The organism is Mucilaginibacter gilvus (assembly GCF_004054195.1).
In the GTDB taxonomy this organism is placed as follows: Bacteria; Bacteroidota; Bacteroidia; order Sphingobacteriales; family Sphingobacteriaceae; genus Mucilaginibacter; species Mucilaginibacter gilvus.
Map to the genome: position 1 here is coordinate 277043 of NZ_SBIW01000002.1, position 15900 is coordinate 292942.

Here is a 15900-nt window from a genome sequence, read left to right on the forward strand (position 1 = left end):
AATAAAATCCTGAAAAAATATCATGGGAAAGACTACTAAATATATCCTTATCAGCTTAGGCGCACTGGCCGTACTGCTTTTTATATTGAAAGCTACGGGCGTAATTGGCAAACCTAAACTAACGCAAGTTGCAGTTGAAAAAGCCGATACGCGCGATATAAACGAAAACGTATCTGCCAGCGGCAAAATTAAACCACACATTGAGGTAAAAATAAGCCCCGAGGTGAGCGGCGAGGTAGTTGAACTGCCTATTAAAGAAGGCGACGTGGTAAAAAAAGGCCAGCTGCTTTGTAAGATCCGCCCAGATATCTTAAAATCGGGTTACGACCGTGCAGTTGCCTCTTACAATTCACAAAAAGCAAACGTTGGCAACTCATCGCAAATGCTGAAACAAAACGAAGCTACCTTTGCAAACCAGGCCTCTATATACAAACGCAGCCAGGAGCTTTACAAAAATAAAGTACTTACCGCTGCCGAATTTGAGCAGGCAAAAGCCAACTACGAGGGTGCCAAGGCAACTTTAGAAGCAGCTAAACAAAACGTTATAGGCTCTACATACGGCTTAGCCCAATCATCCGCATCTGTTAAAGAAGCACATGATAACCTTGCCAAAACAACCATTTATGCACCGGTTGATGGCGTTGTATCAAAACTATCTATAGAAATAGGCGAGCGCGTTTTAGGAACCCAGCAATTTGCAGGTACCGAGATCATGACCATATCCGATCTGAACAAAATGGATGTGAATGTTGATGTAAATGAGAACGATATCAACCGCATAGCTGTTGGTAACCCATCGCAAATAGAGATAGACGCTTTCCTTGGCAAAAAATTTGAAGGCCAGGTGATAGAGATAGGCAGTTCGGCAAACGTGGTTGGTACTAATGCCGACCAGGTAACCAACTTTACCGTAAAAGTAAGGATCACCGCGCAATCATACCTGGAATTGCTGAAAAAGAACGCTGCAAATCACTCTCCTTTTCGCCCGGGATTAACCGCTACGGTTGACATCCAAACAAGTCATGTAAAAGCATTATCGGTGCCAATACAATCGGTTACCACCCGCGAAGAAAAGAAACCTGCGGCAAATGGCAACGGAACCGAAGATCCTAAGAAAACAGCAAGCACCCCAATAGCTAAAGAATATGTGTTTGTGCTTGATAAAGCGAACAAAGTAAAACAGGTACAAGTAAAAACCGGCATACAGGATGATACCTACATACAAATACTAAGCGGCCTTAAAGGCGGCGAAGAAGTAATATCTGCACCATTTGCAGCTATCTCTAAAGACCTTAAAGATGGACAAATAGTAGAAAAAGTAGATAAAGCCAAACTATTTACCGGCGACACTAAGAAAAACTAGTTTTTTAAGCTAAAGGCTGAAAGGTGAAAGGTTTTAGGATCTTTCACCTCTTTTTGTTTTGTATAGCTGCTTCTCAAATTACCTTTTACCCTTAACCTTTTACCTATCGCCTTTTTTTCATTTATTTGTACCGCTGGGGAAAACCAATTGCCCCGGTAGTACATTATATCTGTAATGCTTAAGCAAATACATAAAATTACCGTAGTTGGCGGCGGAAGCTGGGCCACCGCTAACATTAAAATACTTGCCGATAACACCGTAGAAAAAGAGATTTTTTGGTGGATGCGGAACGAGCAGGCGGTTGAACATATCAGCAAATTTGGGCACAATCCCAACTATTTAAGTTCTGTAGAAATTAAAGTGCCGGCGGCAAATATATCTGCCGATCTAAAACCCCTGATACAAGTTGCAGATTGCATCCTCCTGAATGTGCCTGCCGCGTTTTTGAAAGAAGCCTTGGCTGGAATAACGCCCGAAGACCTTGCCGGCAAAAAAATAGTGTCGGCCATTAAAGGAATAGTACCTGATGAAAACCAGATCATCGGCGAATTTCTGAATCAAAACTACAACGTATCTTTCAGCAATTTTATGGTGATAAGTGGGCCCTGCCATGCAGAGGAGGTAGCGCTGGAGAAACTATCATACCTTACCATCGCCTCGCAGGATGTTGACCTGGCTACCGAGTTTGCGGCGATGCTGAACACCCGCTACATTAAAACCATTGTATCTGATGATATCTACGGCACCGAATACGGCGCCGTATTGAAGAACGTTTACGCCATTGCCAGCGGTATTTGCCATGGCATAGGTTATGGCGATAACTTCCAGTCGGTATTAATATCAAATGCCATACGCGAGTTGGAACGCTTTGTAGACGAGGTACACCCTATAGACAGGGACATTAAAGAATCGGCCTACCTGGGCGATCTGCTGGTTACCGCCTATTCGCAGTTTAGCCGCAACCGTACTTTTGGCAATATGATTGGCAAAGGATACACGGTAACATCGGCACAATTGGAAATGAACATGGTAGCTGAAGGCTATTATGCAGTAAATTGCCTACACCAGGTAAACCGCCAGTACAAGGTAGATATGCCTATATGCGATGCTGTTTACGCTATTTTATATAAAAAAGCTTCCCCTGCGGCGGAAATGCGTAAACTGGCAGAGAAATTGAGTTAAGTACGCTAATTAACTCAATTTACCATACCATGAAAAAGTTATTCAGTACAGCAATGTTTGCGGCAGCTATGTTTGCAGCCTCTTCTACTTTTGCACAAACGCATAAAGACACAACCGTTACCCAAAAAGTTGGCACAACCGTAAAAAAGGGATGGAAAGCAACAAAAAAAACAGCCAGCAAAGTTGGCAATGAAACAGCCGAAGTTACATCGAAGGGCGCAGCGGCGGTTTTAGATAAAAAATACGACGGCATGGTTGGGCCACACGGCCAAACTATCTACATTGATAAAAATGCTCACTACTACTACGTAAACTATAAGGGGCGTCACATTTATGTGAGAAAATCGGCCTTAGTTGCTAAGCCTTAAAAATACCGTTAAAGCACCTGTTGCAAAGCAGGTGCTTTTTCTTTACCTTATCAACCTCATGAAATCCTACGCTTTAACATTTATACATATGGCCTGCGCAGGTATGCTGCTCACGGCTGCCTGCCATAAAAACGAATCTAACAAAAAATTGCAGGGGAACTGGAAATCTAAAGACAGCATCACCAGCCTAAAGATCACCGAAAAGCAGTTTACGCTGGATAATGAGGCTGAAGATTACTTTTTGAAAGGCGATACCATTTTTACCTCCTTTGAAGGTAACCTGCCCTACACTAAGTTTGTAATACAAAACCTGGACGAAAAGCAGTTAAACCTCCTGTTCCCGGATTCTGTAGCGGTAGAATTTAGCCGTTAAAACAAAAACCTCCCGGATGCTGGTGCAAACGAGAGGCCTTGTAAACAAAACTAAACTAAAACTATGCTTTTGGGTAAACTACCCCCCAAAAACTCTTATGAAAAACTAAAAAACTAAATTAGAATCTTCTGCGGCGCTCCGGACGTTCCTCGCGGGGTTTGCCAGAGAAATCGCGGAAACCACCGCCACCGGCGCTTTTGTTCCTGTCCCTGTTAAAGCCACCTTCGCGTCTTTCGCCACCACCACTTCTTTCACGGTTGAAACCGCCGCCGCCTTCGCGTCTTTGGTAACCACCTTCGCGTCTTTCGCCACCACCTGTACGGGTTGTGCTGGTACCTTCGCCAGATATTTCTATCCTAACTTCGCGGCCTTTAAATTCAACGCCTTTAAAGTTGTTCACTACCTGGTCAACATCGCCGTTGCTTACTTCAAAGAAAGAGTAAACACCTTTAACATCAATTTTACCAACAGTACGGCCGCTTATTTTAGAGTTGTTGCAAATGTAACCCAGCAGATCGCCGCGGTTAAATTCATCAACACTACCTAAATTGATAAACAGGCGTGTGTATTCGCTTTTGCCACCGGCGTCGCGCATACCGCGCTCACCTCTTTCGCCATCCCTTGTACGGAAATCGTCCGCAGGGGCATTAAGGTCCGGTGCATTTTGATAATAATCTAAAAAGCGGTTAAACTCTATTGATGCAAACCGTTTGATAACCTGTTCTTTGTCCAGATCTTTAAATTCATCCATAATACGTGGGATGTATTGTTCAATCTGTTCTTCGTTAACGGTTACGTTATGTACTTTGTGTAACAATGAAAAAAGTTGTTTCTCGCAAACATCAAACCCTGTAGGGATCTCTGCTTTGATAAACTTTTTACCAATGGTACGTTCTATCTGCCGAATTTTACCAAGCTCTTTGCTGTTGATGATAGCGATAGATACACCTGTTTTACCTGCACGGGCTGTACGGCCGCTACGGTGGGTGTAGTTTTCAATTTCGTCAGGTAAGCTGTAGTTAATAACGTGTGTTACATCGTTAACATCAATACCACGTGCGGCAACATCAGTAGCAATTAATAATTGCAGGCTGCGTTCGCGGTAGCGTTTCATTACCTTATCGCGTTGTTGCTGCGAAAGGTCGCCATGTAAAGAATCGGCATTGTAACCGTCTTTCATTAACGACTCGGCAATTTCCTGGGTCTCAATTTTAGTACGGCAAAATACGATACCGAAGATAGACGGGTTGTTATCAACAATACGTTTAAAGGCAGCATATTTATCACGGGCACGTACTACGTAGTACTCGTGGTCTATATTTACATTACCTGTGTTTTTTTCGCCCATGGTTAACTCAAAAGGGTTATCCATGTATTTTTTAGCGATCCTTCTTACTTCGGAAGGCATTGTGGCCGAAAACAGCCAGGTTTTTTTCTCGTCAGGAGTGGTGGATAAAATACTGTCAATGTCTTCCTGGAAGCCCATGTTGAGCATCTCATCAGCCTCATCCAATACTACAAACTTAACCTGCGAAAAGTCTATCGCTTTACGGTTAATAATGTCAAGCATACGGCCTGGTGTGGCCACAACGATCTGTACGCCGCGTTTAATTTGGCGTAGTTGATCCTGAATGCTTGCACCGCCATAAACGGCAACAACATTAACGTTGTTCATTTTTTTGGCGTAGTTCTTAATGTCGTTCGTAATCTGTAAACAAAGTTCACGTGTTGGGCATAAAACAAGCGCCTGCGGATGATTTACTTCGAAATCGAGCAGTTCTAATAGCGGCAGTCCAAAAGCAGCTGTTTTACCGGTCCCTGTTTGGGCTAATCCGACAAAATCGTTGCTGCCTGTTAACAATACCGGAATTGACTGTTCCTGGATTGGTGTAGGATTTTCAAATCCTAACTCAGAGATGGCATTAACAATATCATGACGGATTCCCAGATTGATAAATGGGTTCATGAATTAAAATAACGTATTTGGCTACATCGCCAAATCGAGCGCAAAAGTACGTTTTATATTCTATTAATCCAATACCTTTTTGCTAATTTAAAATAATGATAATTTTAGCCTCAGAATTAGCTATAAAACTCTCAAAATCAAACAGTTTTTTGTGCGGATTATTTAAACATCATAATCCGGCGAAATTTTGGGCGACTATCAGCCCCATTAAAAAGCCGCCGATATTGGAAAATATCAATTAAAAAATATCTGTATTGGCCGGTTATTTTATACCTTTAAAAATCAACACCTTGCCATCATGAAACGTATCAAAGCCCTTCTCACTATTTTATTAGCCTTAGTTATTTGCAGCGGCTATGCCCAGCAAAAAGAAACCGCCAAAAAAGACACCAACACCTACGGCCAAAACAAAGCAGTGGGAAAGTATGCCGAGATTCGCGGCATTAAAATGTATTACGAGATCTATGGTAAAGGCGAACCTTTGCTTATTATCCACGGTAACGGCGGCTCGATAAAAGATTTCAGGTATCAGATCCCTTATTTCGCCAAAAAATACAAAGTAATTTTGGCCGATAGCCGTGCGCAGGGAAAATCCAATAACGACAAAGATTCCCTCAGCTACGAAATGTTAAGCGATGACCTTAACGCGTTAATGGATCAGCTTAAGCTTAAAAACGCAAATGTAATTGGCTGGAGCGATGGCGGAATAGAGGGTTTACTGTTAGCCATGCGTAACCCCGATAAAGTAAAAATGCTTGCCGTAACCGGTGCTAACCTTTGGCCAGATACGACGGCTGTTTACCCCTATATTGCCGATTTAGTAATGAAGCAAAACGTATTTACGGCTGATTCGCTAAAGAAAATGAAAAATCCTTCGAGGCTGATAAAAGACCAAGTGCTGTTACTGCACCTGCTTAGCTACGAACCGCATATAAAACCGGAAGCTTTGCATAAGATAAGCTGCCCCACCCTCGTCATCGGTGGCGACCATGATGTAATAAACCCGGAACATACCATGCTGATAGCGAAAAACATCCCGCAATCGTATTTATGGATCTTGCCAAACTCCGGGCACTCTACTCCTATTTACTACCGCGATATGTTTAACCGTGTAATAGGCGATTTTTTTAGCAAGCCGTACCGCAAGATAGAGAAATGGGACGTATTGAAGTAAAGAGGGTTTAAACTTAGCCCTACAGCATGCGTACCAGTACGCAGAAAAATATACCGCAAATGCACTATTGGCATAACACTTTAATTAGTTGACATTTACGGGTGAATAAACCATATTACCTGCAATGAGAACCCACTTAAAAACCCTGTCGAAAACGCTTACCTTGATGCTATTGCTTATTCTGGCGGTCAGCTCTTGTAAAAAAGACAAGAAAGTTGACCCAACACCTACTGCAAGCAGCTCGATGACCGGCACAATTGATGGTAAAACCATAAAGCTGGATGCCGGCGCGCTCACATCAACCTACTACTCTACCGATGGCGACGCAAGCAAGGCTTTAGAAACCTCCGCCACGCTAAATGCTTCGGGCGATAAGTTGAATTTCTTTTTAAACGATCTTAAAAGCGGCATTTTAGCGCTTACCAAAAAATCGGGCACCTCTTTTAACCCGGGCTCGCATACCATTAAAATATACGCCGATAGCCCAAGCCCGGTACAAAGCTATGTATCGTACTTTAGTGGCGGCAATACTTATTTTGCCTACTCTGGTTCAATAGAAATAACTATCACCAACACGTCCATCACCGTAAAATGGAGCATCAATTTTAAAGACGCAGCCGGCCGCGAGTTTAATTCAGCGGGCTCATTCACGTTTGTTAATTTTTTAAATGTAACCAAACCAAAATCGGAAGTAAAAGACCCTACCCCGGTAGCTGCGAAGCCAACTATCGAAAATATCAGCCCTACATCGGGTAAAGCCGGCGATTCGGTTTCTATCACTGGAGTAAATTACAGCACCATAGCCAGCGAGAACGAAGTTAAATTTAATGGGGTGGCTACAACGGTAAAATCTGCAACGGCAACCCGCATTATTGTAACCGCCCCACAAAACGGTACAACCGGCGCGGTTACCCTTAAAGTAAAAAACAGCGACCTTACTACCGGCCCAACTTTCACCTACATACAGCCGGCAACCTTAACTTCTATATCACCCGCAACCGGCAAAGTGGGCGATACTGTAATCATCACAGGCACAAATTTCAGTACCGACCCGGGGCAGAACTCGGTTAAATTTACCGGCGTACAAGGCTCATTAACTGCTGTAGTTAAAAGTGCTACTACCACCAAACTCGTTGTCACAGTTCCGCAAGGCGCGCTTACCGGCCCAATAACCGTAAGCGTTAGAAGTGGGGCGACACTTACCAGCAGCGAATATGTAGTAATCATCCCTCAAACCAATGGCGATTGGCAGGAAACAGGTTTTATGCCTTTAATTCAAAACATCAACTTGTCCGCATCAATAGGCAAAACGATGCTATTCACCGGCGGGCTGGCGCCAAATTACCTGTACTACACCAGCAATGGAACAAGCTACGCAAATGTATACAACAATCTGCCGTTTGATCTGCAATCGCTGCAGATCCACCTGGTTGCATCTGATGGCAGCACATATTACATTACTACCAATCAAGGTATTGCCAAATCAGCTAATGGTACTACGTGGACAAAACTACTCCCCGATGCTAACTTGCCAAACCAGGGCTTTACCGGCATGGTTACAAGAGCCGGGGTATTAGCAATAATGAACGCCACCAAATTATTTACCTCTACCGACAAAGGCGATACCTGGGCGACGGTCGAGTTACAGATCCCTCAGGGCGCGTCTCTTGATTATTTAACCAGCGATGCAAATGGTAAATATTTTTACGCGATAGATATTGCCCATAACCTTCCGGATAGCCTGGCCAAACACGTAATTTACCGGTCTACCAACCAGGGTAAAACATGGAACGCCACAAACGGTACAACGGGTATTTATGCGTATGCGGGCGGCTACCAGGATTTCTTTAAATCGTCTGACAATTACCAGTTTGCTTTATTCTCTCCGCCAAGTAATAACACTTTAAATGCTCTTCGCCTTTACAGGTCTACTGGGCAAGGTGAGGCATGGGTTAAAATTAGCGATGAACAAAGCTTTACTGTAAAAACATTTGGTACGGTTGTAACTTACGGCGGTACAAGCTTTAATATCTCTGTAGATCAGGGTACAACTTTTGCGAAGCAAACCATCCCTTCGGGTTACGTTATTGGTGGGATTCAAAGAACAGAAGATTTTTATTACATCTTCTGCTTCAACACCAGCGGCTCGCACAGGATCTTCCGCCGCGGTATTTAGTTGCAGCTACAATATTAGAAAATAGCTCTCCTTACTAAGGGGAGCTATTTTATTATTAAGGAAGTTAGTAGCGGTTATTGCGGGGTAGGCGTAACACTGCCGGCCTGGAACATGTGGTTCCAGTACATATAAACTATAACGCCAACTACAATTATGGCTAACACGATAAGGCCTAATTTGCCTTTGCGCTTATCCTGGCGCATTACCCATACTAAAAAAGCGATAAGTGGCAATACGAAGATTGCCCAAAAAATAAGTGATGCTGCGGTCATGTTGGCCCCCTACCCCCCTGAAGGGGAATAAAATTATTTGTAAAAGTATTAAATTAATTGATGCGTTATGCTATCCTGCTCCCCCTTCAGGGGGCTGGGGTGCAAATGGCATTCTGGCCAGTGGTGCTACCTCCTGCCCTACAAATTCGCCTTTTAAGTATTTATAGTGCCCGGCAATGGCTATCATAGCAGCATTATCGGTGCAGTATTCAAATTTTGGGATGAAGCAGTTCCAACCTTTATCGGCACAAAGGTTGGTGAGCGCTTCGCGCAAACCGGTGTTGGCCGATACGCCACCCGCCAAAGCGATATCTTTTATGCCGTACTCTTCCGCCGCGCGTTTTAGTTTATTCAGCAAAATGGTAGCTATCCTTTTTTCTACCGACGCGCAAATATCCGCCAGGTTCTCTTCGATAAAGTTTGGATTTTTAGCAACGTTATCTCTAATAAAATACAGGATGGCAGTTTTTACCCCGCTAAAGCTAAAATTATAGCCATGGATCTGGGGCTCAGGAAATTTATAAGCGTCGGGGTTGCCGCTTCGGGCGTTTTTATCTATCAGCGGGCCGCCTGGATAGGGCAAGCCTAATATTTTGCTGGTTTTGTCCATTGCTTCACCGGCGGCATCATCCAGTGTTTGGCCAATGATCTCCATATCAAAGTGATCTTTCACCAGCACTATTTGTGTGTGCCCGCCCGATACGGTAAGGCATATGAAGGGAAACGTTGGCTTATGATCGCCAATAAAATGAGCTAAAATATGGGCCTGCATGTGGTTAATATCAATAAGGGGCAGGTTTTTAGCCAGCGCGAATGCCTTAGCAAACGACACGCCAACTAATAAAGAACCTAAAAGGCCGGGACCGCGTGTAAAAGCTACCGCATCAATATCATTTTTGTTTACTTTTGCGTTTAATAAGGCTTGTTGTACAGCAGGGACAATGTTTTGCTGATGAACCCTCGAGGCAAGCTCGGGCACAACACCTCCATAGGCTTCGTGTATGGTTTGGTTGGCAATAACATTGCTCAATATCTCACCATCTACACAAACCGATGCAGAGGTTTCATCACATGAAGATTCGATTCCTAATATTACAGGCACTTTTAAGAAATTATTGATTTAATGAATTAGCGAATTAGTGATTGATAAGCAAACTATTTGGGTGTATAAGCGTATAGCGATAGGGCTTATTCAATCATTCAGTAAATTGCTCATTCACTAATTAAATTAAACACAAAGTTATTAAAAAACTACTCAAAATAGCGTTAGGCATTATATTGGTACTGCTGTTGTTTGTCAGCATAGTGTTAATACTGTTCCAGTATAAGCCGGTGCAAACCTGGGCGGGAAAAAAAGCTACCGTTTATTTATCAAAAGAACTTAAAACTACGGTTGATATAAAAAGCCTGTACATTGTACCATTTAAATCGGTTGTGCTGGAGGGCTTGTATGTTTTGGATAAGCAGCAGGATACTTTATTAAGCACCCCGAAACTTGCGGTAGAACTTAGCGGGTTTTCCATTTTCAGCAGCATCAAAAAACGGGTTATCGATTTCAAGTCCATCCAGTTGGATAACGGCACTTTCTATCTCAAAAAGCAGAAAGACAGCACCACCAACCTTAAGTTTATTATAGATTATTTCAACTCTGGCGGCAGCGATACTACCAAAAAGCCATCGGCAAAACCATGGACGCTCAACTTTGATAAAATTGCGGTAAATAACTTCCATTTTAAGTATAAAAACAAGTTGCGTACCGCTGTAATAAGCGGTGTTAACTTCGATGATCTCGACGTAAACCATTTCAGCATCGTAGTGCGCAATATGGACCTGAAGAACCACTTGTTTAAAGCCAATGTTACCGGGCTTACCCTGCAGGAACAAAGCGGCTTTAAGGTAAACAACTTTAACGCCAACACTACTATTGATACAACCCAGATACTGTTACAAAACCTGGATATCATCACCCCAAATTCCAAAGTGCGCAATTTCTTCAGGATGAACTTTAAATCGTTTAACGATTTTGACGATTTTGAAAACAAGGTGCGTATGGATGCCGATATTAAATCATCGCACCTGTCATCAAAAGATGTGGCTTATTTCACATCCTCGCTGGGTAAAATAAACTTTGAACTGGGTGTAGATGGCCGCATCCGTGGCATGGTGAACAACCTGAAAGCTAAAAACCTTACCGTAACCGCGGCGCAAGCTACTTTTATAAAAGGCGACTTTAACCTTACCGGCCTGCCCGATTGGGAGAACACCTTCCTCGCATTAAAATTTGAGCAGGTGGCCACTAACAAAAAAGATCTGGATTACCTGTACAAACACTTTACCGGCAAACCAACAGCTAAACTGCCCGCTATAGTAGGCAAGTTTGGTAACGTTAATTTCAGCGGCAGGTTTACCGGTTTGCAAAATGATTTTGTGGCGTTCGGCACGTTTAAAACCAAGCTGGGCCGATTCGATCCGGACATCAACCTTAAAATAAACAAAAAGGGTGTACCAAGTTACAGCGGTAAACTCACAACAACCAATTTCGACCTAGGCACTCTACTGGATGATAAAACCCTGGGGCGTACCACCCTATCGGGCAATTTAAGCGGCAGCGGCGACGACTTGAAAACACTTGCCGTTAAAGGCAACGCGAACATTAAGTACATCGGCTTTAAAGGTTATAATTACAACAACGTGGTAACCAGCGGTACCTTTATAAAAAAGGTAGCGGCAGGTAAACTGTCTATCAACGATAAAAATATAAAACTCAATATAGCGGGTAGCGTAAACCTCAATCCAACACTCCCCATTTTTGATTTCACCGGCAATGTGGATAATGCCCGCCTGCGCGAGCTAAAATTCATAAAGGATACTGTTACTGTTACCACGCAAATGAACACCAATTTTTCGGGCAATAACCTGGAGAATTTGGATGGGCACATCCTGCTTACCTGTATCAGGGTAACAGATCCGCACCAAAGCTATATAGTAGATACTGTAGCCATAAACGCAGACGGCAAAGGTGATGCGCGCACCATTTCACTGCACTCTGATGTTGCCGATGGCAGTATTAAAGGCAGCTTTAACCTGGCCACCCTACCGTCTTATTTTAAAACAATTGCCAAGAAGTATATCCCTTCGTTAAAAACAGAAATTTCTGCCCCAAAACCACAGAATTTTGATTTTAACCTGACCTTAAAAAACCTCGACCCGGTGCTGGCCATCTTCCGGCCCGACCTGAAAATACCCGATCAGGGCACATTTGTAGGCAAGTTCAACTCCTACGATAAAACTGCGACGCTGAGCGGGTTTATAAAAACTATTAAGCTTGGCAAAATTGTTTTTCACGATTTCATTATCGATGAAAGCACCAGTGATGATATGCTGAGCTTAAACGCATCCTTAAACCGGATAGACCTTACCGACAGCTTGTATATCAAGAACATCAACATAGCCAACTTCCTAAAAAACGATAGCCTTAACTTTAACGTTAAGCTTTCTGATAAAGACGCGACCAACCAGTTAGACCTTTACGGATTGGTTGAGTTTGGGCGCGATACAACCGCTAAGCTTAAACTGCTGCCATCAGACGTGGTGCTTGAACACCAGAAATGGAAGATACAGGATCAGGTACGCATCCGCCTGCTTGATGGCAAAACACAGGTATCGGGCTTCGAGCTTTCCAATGGCGCGCAAAAAGTAAAAATAAACGGCTTTATATCTGATAACCCGGCCGACGAATTGAAGGTTACCTTCCAAAAATTCAGCATGGCAACGCTTAACCAGCTTACCAAGTCATCAGGCGTGTTGTTAAAAGGCGCGCTTAATGGCGATGTAGTTTTTACCTCGGTTATTAAAAAGCCGGGCGTTGATGCCAATTTAACCATCGATTCGTTAACGATGAATAAAACGCTGATAGGCGACGTGAAGATCAAATCGAAACTGGATAACCAGCGCGAGCAGGCCGATGTGAAAATAAACATTACTCACCAGGGCTTGGAAACCCTGAACCTTGCAGGCGTTTACACTTTAGGGCACGACGCCGGGGATAACCTGGATTTTGATGTAAAGATGGACCATACCGAAGCTATTATTTTCGAGCCATTTGTAAAAGGCCTGGTTTCTGACCTCAAAGGAACAGTGTCTGCCAACCTCAAGCTCTCCGGTTCGCCATCTAACCCCCAATTAAACGGCGACCTTACCTTAAATAATACCGGCGTTACCGTTGATTACCTTAAAACCGCTTATACTGTTACGCATAAACTAAGCGTAAATAACAGCGTTATAGGCATAGATAACATGGTGTTGAAGGATTTTAGAGGAGGCACCGGAACAGCCAATGGTAAGGTTGACCTGACCAATATTAAGAACCCGTACATCGACATTACGCTGGAAGCCAAAAATCTGCTGGCGCTAAACTCTACTTTTAAAGATAACCACCTGTACTACGGCACCGCTTACGGTACCGGTACCTTTAAGTTTAATGGCCCGGTTGATAATATGAAGATAGATATTACAGCAAGCACCGAGGCCGGTACCATATTTAATATCCCGCTTAATACCTCATCCACCGCTGCGGATTACGATTTTATAAAATTTGTTGACCATAACGACACTACAAGAAAAGTTGATACCAAGGTAAATGCCTTTAACGGCGTTACCCTAAACTTTGACTTAACCATTGACGAAAAAACCATCGTACGCATTAGTACAGACTACGGCGTATTAGAGGGTACTGGCCAGGCTCGCAACCTCAAACTGAATATAAACAGCCTGGGCGATTTTGAGATGTTTGGTGATTTTCTGATCACGTCGGGGAAATTTGAGTTTACCGCCAAAGATTTCATCAGTAAAAACTTTGTAGTAAGCCAGGGCGGTACTATTCGCTGGACGGGCAACCCATCTAACGCAGAGATCAATTTAAAGGCCCTGTACGAGGTGCGGACCGATATAGCGCCGCTATATAACGCCGCGGGTTTAACATCGCCCTATGGCCCCAAACAGGTGCTGGTACAGGCGGAATTACTGATTACCAAGTCGCTGATACAGCCTAATATCGATTTTAACTTTACCTTCCCTGTAGACCCATCTATTAAAGATGACCTAAGTACCTACCTGGCAGATAATAACAACCGCAGCCAGCAGGCGCTAAGCATCATTGTGCGCCGTAACTTTGCATCGGGTACGGGCAGTAATATCACCAACCAGGTGGTTGGCACCGCTACCGCAGCGGTAAGCGAGTTTGCATTTAATAAGCTGAACAGCTTTATCTCACAATCCAACATCAAAAACTTCGACTTAAACATCCGTTCGCTTAACGATGCAAGCCTTGGTTTCAGGTTTTTGAACGACCGCTTGCTATTAAACGGAAGTTTTTACTCCAATACGGGTACCAGCGATATTTTTAACAGCAACAGCAGTTTATTCAATGCCGATTTCAAGTCGCTTAACAAGGATTTTGAAATTCAGTACTTGATTCGTAAAGACGGTAACTTAAGGGGTAGATACTCCTACCGTGCGTTAAACAGCACCACGCTAAACTCTATAAACGATCAGTTGGGAGTGCAATATGTGAATGGTATTGGCTTGGTTTACCAGCGCGATTTCGATACGTTCGGTGAGTTTTTACGCAACATTTTCAGGCAAAGCAGGCGCGATAGAGCGCCAACAACACCGCTGCCTGTACCGGCCACTACGATAGCGCCACCGGTAACCAACAGCGCCCCGGACGATAACGATTCAGAAGACAATTTAGACGATTAGTGTTCGCGCATAATTGCGTGATCCATCTTATCGCGCTTGGTTTTCAAATATGCCTCGTTATGCGGGTTTGATGCGATCTCTATCGGCAGGTTTTCAACCACCTCTAAACCGTAACCTATTAGCCCGGCCCGTTTTTTAGGGTTGTTGGTAAGCAAGCGCATTTTTGAGATGCCCAGGCTACGCAGTATCTGCGCGCCAATACCATAGTCGCGCTGGTCCATCCCAAAGCCAAGCTTAATGTTAGCCTCAACGGTATCAAGCCCGTTTTCCTGCAGGTGATAAGCCTTAAGTTTGTTTACCAGCCCAATGCCGCGGCCTTCCTGGTTCATATAAACAATAACGCCTTTACCCTCTTTGCTGATGATCTCCATCGCTTTGTGTAATTGCGGGCCGCAATCGCAGCGGCAAGAGCCAAAAATATCACCGGTAACGCATGAGCTATGTACACGCACCAAAACAGGTTCGTTTATGTCCCATTCGCCTTTTACAAGCGCTAAATGGTTTTCGCCGGTATCCAGCTGGGTGTAAGCGATCATATCAAAATCGCCCCATTGCGTAGGCATCTTTACAGAAACCTCTTTACGCACCAGCGATTCGGTATTTAAGCGATACGCTATCAAATCTTTAATAGATACGATAACCATGTCAAATTCTTTCGCCATTACCAATAACTCCGGCAGGCGGGCCATATCGCCATCCTCCTTCATTATCTCGCAGATAACGCCGGCAGGCTCAAAACCCGCTAAAACAGAAAGATCGATAGCGGCTTCGGTATGTCCCGAACGGCGCAATACGCCGCCGTCTTTGGCTATCAACGGGAAAATATGTCCCGGGCGACCTAAGTCCGCGGGTTTTATAGTAGGATCAATTAAAGCAAGTGTTGTTTTAGAACGATCTGTAGCGGATATGCCGGTTGTACAACCGTGCCCCAACAGATCTACCGATACGGTAAAGTTTGTTTCGTGCGAGGTAGTATTATGGCTCACCATCGGCTCCAATTCCAGTTCGCGGGCGCGCTGTACGGTGATGGGGGCGCAAACCAATCCACGTCCGTAGCGTACCATAAAATTAATGGTCTCGGGCGTTGCATTGCGGGCGGCGGTTAAAAAATCGCCTTCGTTCTCACGGTCTTCATCATCAACCACAATAATGGTTTTCCCAGCTTTTATAGCTTCTATTGCTTCCGGTATGGTGTTCAGCATTGTATCTGTATTTCGTGAGCCTTTATTTAATTAAAAACAGGAGGTAAAAGGCACAGCAAATTTA

Annotated in this window: 11 protein-coding genes; 7 read left to right on the top strand and 4 right to left on the bottom strand. The window is 43.8% G+C overall.

Annotated features, from left to right (window positions below; translation table 11 throughout):
* The first annotated feature begins 22 nt into the window (after nucleotides 1-22).
* The 4 genes from EPL05_RS04480 (at nucleotide 23) to EPL05_RS04495 (ending at nucleotide 3286) form a co-directional block, all read left to right on the top strand.
* Nucleotides 23-1363 (top strand): efflux RND transporter periplasmic adaptor subunit, encoded by a 1341-nt coding sequence (locus EPL05_RS04480; RefSeq protein WP_128532508.1) that lies wholly within the window; start codon nucleotides 23-25, stop codon nucleotides 1361-1363.
* 174 nt (nucleotides 1364-1537) lie between these two features.
* A complete protein-coding gene (locus EPL05_RS04485; RefSeq protein WP_128532510.1) occupies nucleotides 1538-2545 on the top strand; it encodes an NAD(P)H-dependent glycerol-3-phosphate dehydrogenase in 1008 nt (335 codons plus the stop codon).
* A gap of 29 nt (nucleotides 2546-2574) precedes the next feature.
* Complete coding sequence (locus EPL05_RS04490) at nucleotides 2575-2913, top strand: hypothetical protein (RefSeq protein ID WP_208394674.1); 339 nt, start codon at nucleotides 2575-2577, stop codon at nucleotides 2911-2913.
* A gap of 58 nt (nucleotides 2914-2971) precedes the next feature.
* Complete coding sequence (locus EPL05_RS04495) at nucleotides 2972-3286, top strand: hypothetical protein (protein WP_128532512.1); 315 nt, start codon at nucleotides 2972-2974, stop codon at nucleotides 3284-3286.
* 118 nt (nucleotides 3287-3404) lie between these two features.
* On the opposite strand, the gene EPL05_RS04500 is transcribed toward EPL05_RS04495, so the two are convergent.
* The gene (locus tag EPL05_RS04500; RefSeq protein ID WP_128532514.1) at nucleotides 3405-5252 is read right to left on the bottom strand and encodes a DEAD/DEAH box helicase; all 1848 of its coding nucleotides are present in this window, start codon (nucleotides 5250-5252) and stop codon (nucleotides 3405-3407) included.
* Nucleotides 5253-5550: 298 nt separating this feature from the next.
* Between EPL05_RS04500 and EPL05_RS04505 the strand changes: the two genes are divergently transcribed.
* Together EPL05_RS04505 and EPL05_RS04510 are read left to right on the top strand one after the other, a co-directional pair.
* Nucleotides 5551-6426, top strand: coding sequence for an alpha/beta fold hydrolase (locus EPL05_RS04505; protein ID WP_128532516.1), 876 nt, complete (start codon nucleotides 5551-5553; stop codon nucleotides 6424-6426).
* 124 nt (nucleotides 6427-6550) lie between these two features.
* Nucleotides 6551-8602: an IPT/TIG domain-containing protein gene (locus tag EPL05_RS04510; RefSeq protein WP_128532518.1), complete on the top strand. Its 2052-nt coding sequence runs from the start codon at nucleotides 6551-6553 to the stop codon at nucleotides 8600-8602.
* Between the two features lie 74 nt (nucleotides 8603-8676).
* Here EPL05_RS04510 and EPL05_RS04515 read toward each other — a convergent pair whose 3' ends face one another.
* On the bottom strand, nucleotides 8677-8874 hold the full coding sequence (locus tag EPL05_RS04515; RefSeq protein WP_128532520.1) for a hypothetical protein: 198 nt from the start codon (nucleotides 8872-8874) through the stop codon (nucleotides 8677-8679).
* 70 nt (nucleotides 8875-8944) lie between these two features.
* Nucleotides 8945-9976, bottom strand: a complete 1032-nt coding sequence (gene tsaD / locus EPL05_RS04520; protein WP_128532521.1) for a tRNA (adenosine(37)-N6)-threonylcarbamoyltransferase complex transferase subunit TsaD — start codon at nucleotides 9974-9976, stop codon at nucleotides 8945-8947.
* 203 nt (nucleotides 9977-10179) lie between these two features.
* Here tsaD and EPL05_RS04525 point away from each other — a divergent pair, with 203 nt between their 5' ends.
* A complete protein-coding gene (locus EPL05_RS04525; protein WP_128532523.1) occupies nucleotides 10180-14634 on the top strand; it encodes a translocation/assembly module TamB domain-containing protein in 4455 nt (1484 codons plus the stop codon).
* Here EPL05_RS04525 and EPL05_RS04530 read toward each other — a convergent pair.
* Nucleotides 14631-15836 carry a bifunctional 3,4-dihydroxy-2-butanone-4-phosphate synthase/GTP cyclohydrolase II gene (locus tag EPL05_RS04530; RefSeq protein ID WP_128532525.1) on the bottom strand — a complete coding sequence of 402 codons (1206 nt, stop codon included), beginning with the start codon at nucleotides 15834-15836 and terminating at the stop codon, nucleotides 14631-14633. The genes EPL05_RS04525 and EPL05_RS04530 overlap by 4 nt on opposite strands.
* Between the last annotated feature and the right edge of the window lie 64 nt (nucleotides 15837-15900).

What these genes read in the sequence shown, in the direction of transcription:
- EPL05_RS04480 (WP_128532508.1), top strand. Translation starts at nt 23, where the DNA reads ATGGGAAAGACTACTAAATATATCCTTATCAGCTTAGGCGCACTGGCC.
- EPL05_RS04485 (WP_128532510.1), top strand. Translation starts at nt 1,538, where the DNA reads ATGCTTAAGCAAATACATAAAATTACCGTAGTTGGCGGCGGAAGCTGG.
- EPL05_RS04490 (WP_208394674.1), top strand. Translation starts at nt 2,575, where the DNA reads ATGAAAAAGTTATTCAGTACAGCAATGTTTGCGGCAGCTATGTTTGCA.
- EPL05_RS04495 (WP_128532512.1), top strand. Translation starts at nt 2,972, where the DNA reads ATGAAATCCTACGCTTTAACATTTATACATATGGCCTGCGCAGGTATG.
- EPL05_RS04500 (WP_128532514.1), bottom strand. Translation starts at nt 5,252, where the DNA reads ATGAACCCATTTATCAATCTGGGAATCCGTCATGATATTGTTAATGCC.
- EPL05_RS04505 (WP_128532516.1), top strand. Translation starts at nt 5,551, where the DNA reads ATGAAACGTATCAAAGCCCTTCTCACTATTTTATTAGCCTTAGTTATT.
- EPL05_RS04510 (WP_128532518.1), top strand. Translation starts at nt 6,551, where the DNA reads ATGAGAACCCACTTAAAAACCCTGTCGAAAACGCTTACCTTGATGCTA.
- EPL05_RS04515 (WP_128532520.1), bottom strand. Translation starts at nt 8,874, where the DNA reads ATGACCGCAGCATCACTTATTTTTTGGGCAATCTTCGTATTGCCACTT.
- EPL05_RS04530 (WP_128532525.1), bottom strand. Translation starts at nt 15,836, where the DNA reads ATGCTGAACACCATACCGGAAGCAATAGAAGCTATAAAAGCTGGGAAA.